7 protein-coding genes and 1 pseudogene are annotated in these 9,349 nt (G+C 48.6%); 3 read left to right on the forward strand and 5 right to left on the reverse strand.

Going from position 1 to position 9,349, the window contains the following annotated elements; all coding sequences use genetic code 11:
- Nucleotides 1–424 precede the first annotated feature (424 nt).
- A complete protein-coding gene (locus L0156_13020; protein ID MCI0603919.1) occupies nucleotides 425–1,060 on the forward strand; it encodes an aquaporin in 636 nt (211 codons plus the stop codon).
- 136 nt (nucleotides 1,061–1,196) lie between these two features.
- Here the strand turns inward: L0156_13020 and L0156_13025 are convergent, their stop codons facing one another.
- The gene (locus L0156_13025) at nucleotides 1,197–1,391 is read right to left on the reverse strand and encodes a hypothetical protein (GenBank protein MCI0603920.1); all 195 of its coding nucleotides are present in this window, start codon (nucleotides 1,389–1,391) and stop codon (nucleotides 1,197–1,199) included.
- Nucleotides 1,392–1,628: 237 nt separating this feature from the next.
- Between L0156_13025 and L0156_13030 the strand changes: the two genes are divergently transcribed.
- Entirely contained in the window at nucleotides 1,629–2,687 is a 1,059-nt protein-coding gene (locus tag L0156_13030; protein ID MCI0603921.1) for a diguanylate cyclase, read from the forward strand.
- 173 nt (nucleotides 2,688–2,860) lie between these two features.
- Here L0156_13030 and L0156_13035 read toward each other — a convergent pair whose 3' ends face one another.
- On the reverse strand, nucleotides 2,861–5,242 hold the full coding sequence (locus tag L0156_13035) for a protein kinase (GenBank protein ID MCI0603922.1): 2,382 nt from the start codon (nucleotides 5,240–5,242) through the stop codon (nucleotides 2,861–2,863).
- A 103-nt stretch (nucleotides 5,243–5,345) separates the two neighbouring features.
- On the opposite strand from L0156_13035, the gene L0156_13040 reads away from it, so the two are divergent.
- Nucleotides 5,346–6,122, forward strand: coding sequence for a glutaminyl-peptide cyclotransferase (locus L0156_13040; GenBank protein ID MCI0603923.1), 777 nt, complete (start codon nucleotides 5,346–5,348; stop codon nucleotides 6,120–6,122).
- A 30-nt stretch (nucleotides 6,123–6,152) separates the two neighbouring features.
- Here L0156_13040 and L0156_13045 read toward each other — a convergent pair whose 3' ends face one another.
- The 3 genes and pseudogenes from L0156_13045 to L0156_13055 form a co-directional block, all read right to left on the reverse strand.
- On the reverse strand, nucleotides 6,153–7,340 hold the full coding sequence (locus L0156_13045) for a SagB family peptide dehydrogenase (GenBank protein MCI0603924.1): 1,188 nt from the start codon (nucleotides 7,338–7,340) through the stop codon (nucleotides 6,153–6,155).
- 12 nt (nucleotides 7,341–7,352) lie between these two features.
- Nucleotides 7,353–8,264: a YcaO-like family protein gene (locus L0156_13050; protein ID MCI0603925.1), complete on the reverse strand. Its 912-nt coding sequence runs from the start codon at nucleotides 8,262–8,264 to the stop codon at nucleotides 7,353–7,355.
- Nucleotides 8,218–9,075 (reverse strand): annotated as a pseudogene (locus tag L0156_13055) (TOMM precursor leader peptide-binding protein). The gene L0156_13050 and the pseudogene L0156_13055 overlap by 47 nt, the downstream one beginning before the upstream one ends.
- Between the last annotated feature and the right edge of the window lie 274 nt (nucleotides 9,076–9,349).

Consider the following 9,349-nt stretch of genomic DNA (forward strand, 5'->3'; position numbering starts at 1 on the left):
ATTTTTCCGTGTTCAAACCTACGTGTACTTTGATGTGTGCCATTTTTTCCTCCTACTGGCTCATTCATCTATATAGACGCAGCAATAAAAAAAGGACGCAAACATTTGCATCTCGAGAGAGATTGACAAATATCGATACATTTAAGAATATCAATATATCCCACTCAAGCCCACCAGAGTTTAGAACTCGTTTTTAAAGCTTTAGGCGACGTGACCCGTCTCAGAATTCTCGAGCTTTTGAAGCGTCCTGGAAGGAGTGCCTGCGACTTGGTGCTTCGCCATGAAAAAGGAATGTGCGCCTGTAACAAAGAAGTAAGAAAAGAACTTTCCAGCCGAATTGACTCCTTTCTTCAGAAGATAGGAGTTTTTTCTGTTCAGTAAAACGTATAGAACGCTTTTCGCGGAATACATCGGGACATTCGTTATGGTTTTTGCCGGCACCGGGGCAATGATTGCTAACGATTTCACGTATGGACAAATTGGGATTACTGGCATCGGTCTGACATTTGGTCTTGCCGTAATGGCGATGATCTCTGTCTTCGGCTCCATTTCTGGGGCTCATTTGAATCCGGCAGTAAGCCTTGCTATCTGGCTAGTCGGAAAATTCCCCGGTAAGTACGTTCTTCCTTATATGATGATTCAGTGCGCGGGTGCAGTAAGCGCAAGCCTGGCTCTCTCTTTTCTTTTTCCTTCTCATCCAACTCTAGGAGCAACCCTCCCCGCCGGGTCTATAACTCAATCATTCCTGGTTGAAAGTCTCTTGAGCTTGATACTTGTTTTCGTAATTCTCGCGCTATCGTGCATGCCCAATAAAAAACAGATAAGTCCCGCCCTTGTGATTGGCGCCGTAATAGGGCTTGAAGCGATCTTTGCGGGACCAATATCGGGAGCATCGATGAATCCTGCCAGATCGATTGGTCCGGCTCTGGTTTCAGGTCATACACGGCAACTTTGGATCTACCTGGTTGCTCCACTCATAGGGAGTTTGACGGCTGTTCTAATCCGCGTCTTGTTCTTTCAGCGCTTGGGTTTTTTGGCGAACAATCGATCGGCGATTTGAAGCGCGATCTCCTCAGGCTCGCCTGACTATGCTTAAAAGCACGATAACTGTTAAACGTTTTTCGGGTATGCGCATAAAAATGCTCTTGTGCCCTGCCATGTCTCCCGTATTCCAGAACAGAGTGGCATCGTGGCGTCTACTGATGTACCATCCAAACCCAACCCCGATGGTATCGGGGATCTGATGCAATCAGGACATAGCCGCTGTTGGTGTATTTGTAATCGGACCCCGCCGGAATTTCAAGTTCGGTCCGTTTGCTTAAGAGCGATATCGCTTTTGTGTTGTCGATGCCGTCATATCGTGACCAGTCGATCAAACCATAAAATTCCACTCTCGTCGCTGGATGGAGTTTTTAGTGATGCCAGCAACGCCTTCATGAAAGGCAAGTTTTTATTGGATTAGAGAAAAACGGAACAGCCAAAGGAGTGTAGATCTGTCAAGAAGATCGGTTTCCCTGACATGATCATAGTGCGCAAAAGAAGAATGAGACTTCCTCGTTCGAGAGCTTGCAAAACCGGTAAAAAGGAAATAGCTTGACTTATGATTCCATTAAAATCTGGATGGTAAGATGTCTTCAAAAGCAGCCGTGCTCGTTGTCGATGACCGGAGAGAGAACCTTGTTGCAATGTCTGCGGTTCTTGAGGGGTCGAACTACTCGGTTGTGACTGCCAACTCGGGTGCCGAAGCCCTGAAACGATTGGCGGATCAGGATTTTGCATTGATCCTTCTCGATCTCCATATGCCGATCCTGGATGGTTTGGATACCGCAAAACTCATCCGTGAACGGCCGCGCTCAAAGGACACGCCCATCATCTTCCTGACGGCATACGATCGGGAGCAAGACATCGTTTACGAGGCTTACGACCGGGGCGCTGTGGACTATATACCGCAACCTATCAACCCCAAAATACTCAAATGTAAGGTTGACATCTTTGTTGAGTTTTTCCTGCAAAAGGATGAACTGCGAAAGATTCGGGACCAGCTTGAAAGCGAAGTTCAGCGACAGACCTCCGCTGTTACGAGAACAAACGAAGAACTAAAACGTGAAATTGCAATTCGTGAAAAAGTGGAGCAAAGACTCTTGCATGAATCGGCTCATGATGCTTTGACCGGCCTTCCGAACCGCACTTTATTTCTGCGGGCCCTCATGCGCTGTTTTCAGGGATTGAAAAGAGATTCCTCTTATCGATTCGCAGTATTGTTCGTCGACATCGATAATTTTAAGAGAATTAACGATGAACATGGACACTCCATTGGGGATGACGTATTGATAGAGACGGCCCACAGACTGGAGTATGCCGTGCGCCCCGGTGACAACGTTTCGCGTTTTGGAGGAGATGAATTTGGCATCCTTCTGGACCGGGTTGCCGATGACGTTACTGCGGAAGCCATCACAAAACGGATCATGGCCCAGTTCGAAAAGCCTTTCGTCTATGAAAAAGGGAATCTGCATGTAACGATCAGCATCGGCATCACTTTGTTTTCCGGGGAGTTTAAAACTCCGGAAGAAATGCTGCGCAGCGCCGATGCTGCTATGTATGTCGCCAAGAGCGCCGGCAAGTCGGGTTACAGCTTCGCTCACCGCCAGCAATCCAACGCCACCGATTCACCTGCTCCAATTCCCTAGTGAATAGCTTCAGGTCTTGAAACGCTATGCCGGTTATTATTTGAGTCCACCCGCTCATACTGCTGAATGGAAGGACGATTCGGAAGCCTTTCAGGCTGAACGCGTGGAACAATTGCGGATACAAACCCGCGAAGTCTTTTATCGCCGATCAGTGCGCCTTGCTAATGGACGGTTCAGTTGAGCGGCAGGCGCATTTTTTTCAGCAAGGCAGCGTGGCGCGGATCTCGTTCGATGTTGCGAAGCATCGGATCGCCTTTGATGAGTGCCATGCCGCTGTCACGTAGATCGTAAGCCCGGTCGAGCCATTCAAATGCCTTGTCGGTTTCACCGCGGTAGGCGTATATTTGTGCAACCTGGAAAGCTCCTTCATGTTGGAACTGTTGAATAAAATCTGTCAGGTTCGAGTCAGAGTCTTTCTTTCTATCAAGCGCCCAGTATGCCAGAGCGAATCCGTACGGTCGATAGAAAGCCTCCGGCTCGTGTTGAACTTCTTTCAGAGCGGCTTCAGGATTCGATGCGAGGATATGAATCCTAGCCAGAAATGTGTGCGTCGCCGGCCGATCCGGATGCATTTCCAGCACTCTCCTGTACTGGATGGCTGCTTCCTGCAGACGACCCAAGTAGTACAGAGCGTCCGCAAGTCCTGACCGCGCAAAAATAGAAAGAGGATCCACCTCTACTGCGCGCTGATAGAGGACAATCGCCTCATTGAATCGTCCCATAGTGAGGGCTAAAGAGGCAGCTCGCAAGAGGCCTTGGGCGCCCGCAGGCTCCAATTCCAAGGCTCGTTTCGTGGATGCATCCGCTGCCGACCAATCCCAGTCATACCATTGCTGGATAAAAGCGATTGCCCGGTGCGCCAGGGCAAGGTCCTCATCCAAACTCAAAGCTTTCTGCGCTTCTTTCCGTCCCTTCTCATAGGATTCGCCGAGCGGACCGAACCCCCAATTCCCTTGTTGAGCATGGGCCCACGCAAGACCGGCCCAGGCAGGAGCAAAGTTTGGATCGAATTTTATCGCTTGTTCGTAATATCCAATCGCCTTTTGCAGGTTCTCTTTACTTTTTCGTTCGCGAAAATATTGGCCCTGCAGATATGCGTTGTATGCTTGTGGATTTGCTGCTCTGGCAATCGGAGTGTTTTCACCCAGCAACGTTACTTTAAGGGCTCTTGCAACTGAGTTTGCGATCTCATCCTGCACTGCGAAAATGTCATGGAGCTCGCGGTCATACGTTTTCGACCACAAATGGAAGCCATCTTTTGTGTTCACAAGCTGAGCTGTAATCCGTACACGATTCCCTTCTTTCCGCACACTTCCTTCAAGGATTGTTCCGACATTTAATTTTTGACCGATTACGCGAAGATCCTCGTTTTTTCCTTTAAAAACAAAGGATGAAGTTCTTCCTGCAACATGCAATCCCTCAATGCCGGCCAGTTTATTCAAGAGCTCGTCCGCCAACCCATCGGAAAAATATTCTTGTTCCTTATCCGAGCTCATGTTCACAAATGGAAGCACAGCAATCGAAGGTGTGCCCTTGTCGCCGGCCGATTCAGTTTTGAATTCTTTCTGCTTTATCCAGTGGGTGATGGCGAGCGCCAGAATTGTAACAACAGCGATCAAAACTGCAAACAATCTGATTCCCGGAATGACTTTTCTGGGAAGTGGCGCTGCGTGTGTGGATATTTGTTTTACGGATTGTTGCGAAGTGTCGCGCTGAAAACGCTGTAGATCGGTTCTCATCTCATTTGCGCTCTGATAGCGAAGATGCTTCTCCTTTTCGAGTGCTTTCCCGATGATCTCTTCCAGTCTGGCAGGTATGTTCCGGTTCAGCCGCACCGCAGCAAGCGGCTCCTTTGTAAAGATGGCTTCCAATATTTCTCCGGCATTTTCACCGGAAAACGGCAAACTTCCTGTAGCCATTTCATACAACACCACACCAAAAGAAAACAGATCAGTCCGCCGATCCAATTCTTTTCCACGCGCCTGTTCTGGAGACATGTACGCTATTGTCCCCATAGCCATACCAGTAGCGGTCAAGTCGCGCTCGATACTTGCGGTGGGTTGATGCGTATCGGCTGCCAGAGACAGCGTTCTCTTGGCAAGACCGAAGTCAAGCAACTTTGCCTGGCCTCTTTCTGTAACAAAAATGTTGGCTGGTTTGATGTCGCGATGAATGATGTTTTCGGAATGAGCTGCATCGAGGGCGTCCGCAATCTGGATTGCGATTTCCAATACGCGCTCGACTTCCATCGGTTTGCTACCAATCACATATTTCAGAGTTTGTCCTTTCATCAATTCCATCACAAGGAACGGACGCCCTTCGTGCCGGCCGATCTCATGAATGACACAAATGTTGGGATGATTCAGTGCTGAAGCAGCACGCGCTTCGCGTTCAAATCTTTCTAATGCAACAGCACTCTTTATGGAGTCGTCAGGCAAGAATTTGATTGCAACCCGGCGTTGGAGCTGTGAATCCTCCGCCTCATAAACGATCCCCATACCACCGCCACCTAGCTTCTTCAAGATACGATAGCGTGAAACAGTCTCCCCAATCATTGTATTAACTCTATCATGTGGCGCACCGCACTGCTTCTTTCAAATGGTTTTGCGTGAAGGCAAATAAAACTACAATTCAGGAGTGAGCCGGCGGAAAAAATTGGTGTTGGGGACAGCTTCCTTTGTCCTGCTTTTTGCTGCCTGTTGGTTCTTGTTCTTTCCTGAACAAAGGACGTTTGCACATGAGGAATTGCCCCATCTCAGGGTCAAAATAGTTTCCGTGCGGCCGCATGATCCCGAGGCGTTTACGCAAGGGCTCGAATGTCATGCCGGAAAAGTTTATGAAAGCACTGGACTAAAAGGTCGTTCCAGTTTGCGTCAAGTGGATCCCCACACGGGAAAAGTTTTGCGCCGCTACGATCTGGCACAGGATCAATTCGGAGAAGGTCTTGCGCGAGTAAGCGATCGCTTGATTCAACTGACATGGAAGAACCGGATTGCCTTTATCTACGATCTGAAAACTCTAGAACCAATCGGTAAATTTCAATATCTTGGCGAAGGATGGGGGCTTTGTTTCGATGGTGAGCATCTCATCATGAGTAATGGAAGCGACAGTCTGACTTTCCGCGATCCAAAAACCTTTGAATCCGCAAAAAAAATCAACGTTACGCTTTCCGGCAAACCGGTATGGGGCTTGAATGAACTGGAGTATGCGGATGGTTTCGTATACGCCAACGTATGGCCAACGGATACCATCGTTCGGATCGATTTAGAAAACGGCAAGGTTATATCTGTAATTAACGTAGATGGTTTGATGAGCAAAGAGGAACGTTTGAGAGTCGATGTGCTGAATGGAATTTGTTATGATCCCGAAAAACGCACGTTCTTACTGACCGGCAAACGCTGGCCGAAAATGTTTGAGGTTCTCTTTGTTCCCTGAGTCTCTTGTAGCGCCAGCCTCCGGCCGGCGTTACAAACGGCTTCCCAGTAAAAATTCTCCAATAGAAGTTTCTGTGTAATATTCTGTGCCTGCGGCTCTTGCAAACAAGTCTGAATCACCGTAACCAACGGCACAGGGCGCAAGCCCCATGGCTGTGGCTGCCAAATACATCGTTTGGTAGAGCGCTCCAACATTTTTCAGCATCAGGGAGTAAGCGATGGTGGAATACTTCCAGGCCAATCGCTGGAACCTCGCTGCTAGAATGATCAAGGTTTGAATTTGTTTGTCAGGAATCAATGTGGCGCGTCCTGCATCCTTCACCAACCCTTCCACATCAGCCGTCATTCCGGAAAGCAGAAGGAGACAGTGTTTCTCCGGATCATAATAATAGAGTCCGGAAGCAAGACCCTCGCATCGGTTGATTGCTAGATACAATTCCATCTCATATAGCCCACCTCCTGAAGGAAACGGACGAAAAGCGAGATCCATTTGCAAAACGCCGTGTGGTGTGTTGATCGCTGTCTTCTGGAAATCCGACACACGGCCCACACGATACAAAAATTCTCCGAGCTGCTGAATTGAAATCGGTTCTTTCGCATACTCCCGGATCGAGCAACGTTCTTCCTGAACACGCGCATAAGCCGGATCTTTCTGTTGGAGCTTTTCCAGGTCTGGTCGATATAAAGGTAAAAATTTGCCTCGATTCATTTTCTTTAAAACCGGAGGTGGATCCAGAATACCTGCGAGGCGGTAGGTGCCACCTGAAGGGTGATCATGCCTTCCTCCTCTACTGCGCGAATGAAACAGGAAATCATGAAATTCCCAGGATTGAAGACTCGCAATCCCATCCTCGCGCGAAAGTCCGAGGTTGTTCAATTCCCTTACAATGCCAGAGCTCAGGAGGAGACTAATCAACTCGCTTGCGGTTGCTTCCGGCAATTCCGGAATCATCCGGCAAAGATCCTTAGCGGAAACCGGTTGCGCTAGCATATGAATGACGGCGGATGCAATCCAATGATGCAGAATAACTCGTGAATAGGACAAAGGCGACTCAACCACGATTTGATTGCGATCCGCATGCAAATAAGCAAACCTGGAAAGAACGTATTTGCTTTCCGCATTCACTTTTCTTTCTTCATACACAAAATAAGGGGATTGCGGAATCTGCGTTGCAAGCAGTTTCTCTTCCAAATAAACGGATCGAACGGATGCAGTCACGATGCTTAGATGCTATACAAAGATCATGATGGGATTCAATTGCTCTTCTGATAAAGATTCGGAGACCCATCCTTGCTTAAGGGGAACATCATACAAACGGCCGGGCGCGAAGCGAGGCCAGAAATGCCGCAATTCCGGAACAATCACTTTTACAACAGGCAACCCGATATCCGGACGAGTTTGGTCCAGAACCAGCACTTCCATTCTTTCTTTTTCAACGATGTTTCTTAAGATCAATACGTCCTCTTTTAAATCGTTTGTCCAGAGCCGCGGATAATCGCTTGCAACTAGAGGCTTTCGGTTTGTATCAGGAATTACATGAGGCAAATCGCTGGCTCTTATGTTATTCAGACACACATCGGTCTCCATGCTTTCGTACAGTTCTGCTGGAAAAGGTTGATTTTTGTCCGTCCATACAATTGCTTGATTGAGCTCTGTCACTGCGCGCAGTAATGCGATTCTGGCATCAAGGTGTGCACCGAATCCTGCTAGGATCCTCTCTTCGGCGCCATTTGTGCAGCGCGAGAGGGCCGCAAATGACGGAACTTCCAGATCCGAGGTAATATCAAGCACCCAGATTTCACGATCCAGATCCTGATGATATTTTCTCACATCTTCACGGTAGGGAAGTCCGAAACTTGTCCAGTCCACCAACGGTTTTTTCAGTCTGTTGTACCACCAGATGGCAACACTGTCCCTCTCGATCAGTTCTAAGAAGCCTTGCAAGATCGCTTCTTCCAGAGTGTTTCCCGCCGCGTTTCCATTGGAATGTGCATGACAGATGGTTGGCGGCCGATCCGGATAGTTGTAGTAGCAAAATGCGGTGGGGAGGAACCGTGTTGTATTGTGCGTAAAGCGACCAGACCGGCGACCATTCCATCGGGTCGTTTTCGTTGAACCGTTCCGGGACAAACATTTTGGCATTCATCTTCGAGTTCCAGGCTTCGCGATTGCTGTATTGTTTCTCGCTGTAGTGCATGAACTGATATGGGTGGACGGCTGTTTCTCCCAAATCTTTGTATCGCCCATTGCGGCGAGGTTCGTCACCGTGAAACATCCCCGAAAAACGTTCCAGTGACTCACACAGTGCGCTGGTTCTTGCCTGAACGTCAGTGGTTCCTTTCCCGGAACTCGTCATGATGTTTGCAATACTGCTCAGACCTTTCGGAGTGGAAGGGAAATGGACGCTTCCGCTGTAGACATGCAAAGCGCTTGCTTTTGATAAACCGTAAGGATTCAATTCGCCAACTACCCCGGTAACAGGACTGATATGATGCTGATACTTTTCCAGCGTAGCTTCAGGATCGGTGACTCGATGGCCTCCATCGAGCAGAAAATTCTTTTTTGTGTTTCGCAAAACAATCGGGGGCACATCACGCGCAACATTAACTGGAAGATCGCTGCAAGCCGGACATTGCGGTCTCCAAACGAGAGTATGCGCGGCGGTTTCGCCGTTCAGGATGTCGTGTGTAATTACTTTTCCTTCCAGTTCAGGATATTCTTGATTCGCGATCCAACGGGCAACCTTCGTGGCAGCCAGGTTCCATGCAGCGTTTAACGTTGCAGGAGTGAATGAGCGGGATGCAGAATCAAAGGAAAACTTCTTCTTGCGCAGAAATTCTTCCGCCTTCTTGTGCAAGCGTAATCGATGGGCCAGACATTCCCAGCAACCGGTGCGTCCCGGCACAAAAATGGGGCCGAAATACAGCTCGGATCCGACCGGTTTGACCAGCATCCACGCGCGATCTCTGTTTAGAGATTCTTCGTTAAATGCAGCCAGAGCGCTCGAAAGATAATCGTCCGTAAATGCTACTGCAAATTTGCTTTCGTTTACTACCTGAATATGGAAGCTTTTGAGAATTTCCAAAATTCCGTCTAACGAAATGGTTCCGAAAGCATGCAGCGATATGGGATTTTCTGCGAGGTGCCGCTGGGCCGTCTCCGGATTGAGTCCTTGCATCCACCAGAATGCCGCCTCGTTGTCCGGAATGAAATCCTCTGCTTCACTC

The organism is bacterium (assembly GCA_022616075.1).
In the GTDB taxonomy this organism is placed as follows: Bacteria; Acidobacteriota; HRBIN11; order JAKEFK01; family JAKEFK01; genus JAKEFK01.

Excerpts from the sequence above, each read along its gene's own strand:
- L0156_13020 (MCI0603919.1), top strand. The coding sequence starts at position 425 with ATGGTTTTTGCCGGCACCGGGGCAATGATTGCTAACGATTTCACGTAT.
- L0156_13030 (MCI0603921.1), top strand. The coding sequence starts at position 1,629 with ATGTCTTCAAAAGCAGCCGTGCTCGTTGTCGATGACCGGAGAGAGAAC.
- L0156_13035 (MCI0603922.1), bottom strand. The coding sequence starts at position 5,242 with ATGATTGGGGAGACTGTTTCACGCTATCGTATCTTGAAGAAGCTAGGT.
- L0156_13050 (MCI0603925.1), bottom strand. The coding sequence starts at position 8,264 with ATGCCAAAATGTTTGTCCCGGAACGGTTCAACGAAAACGACCCGATGG.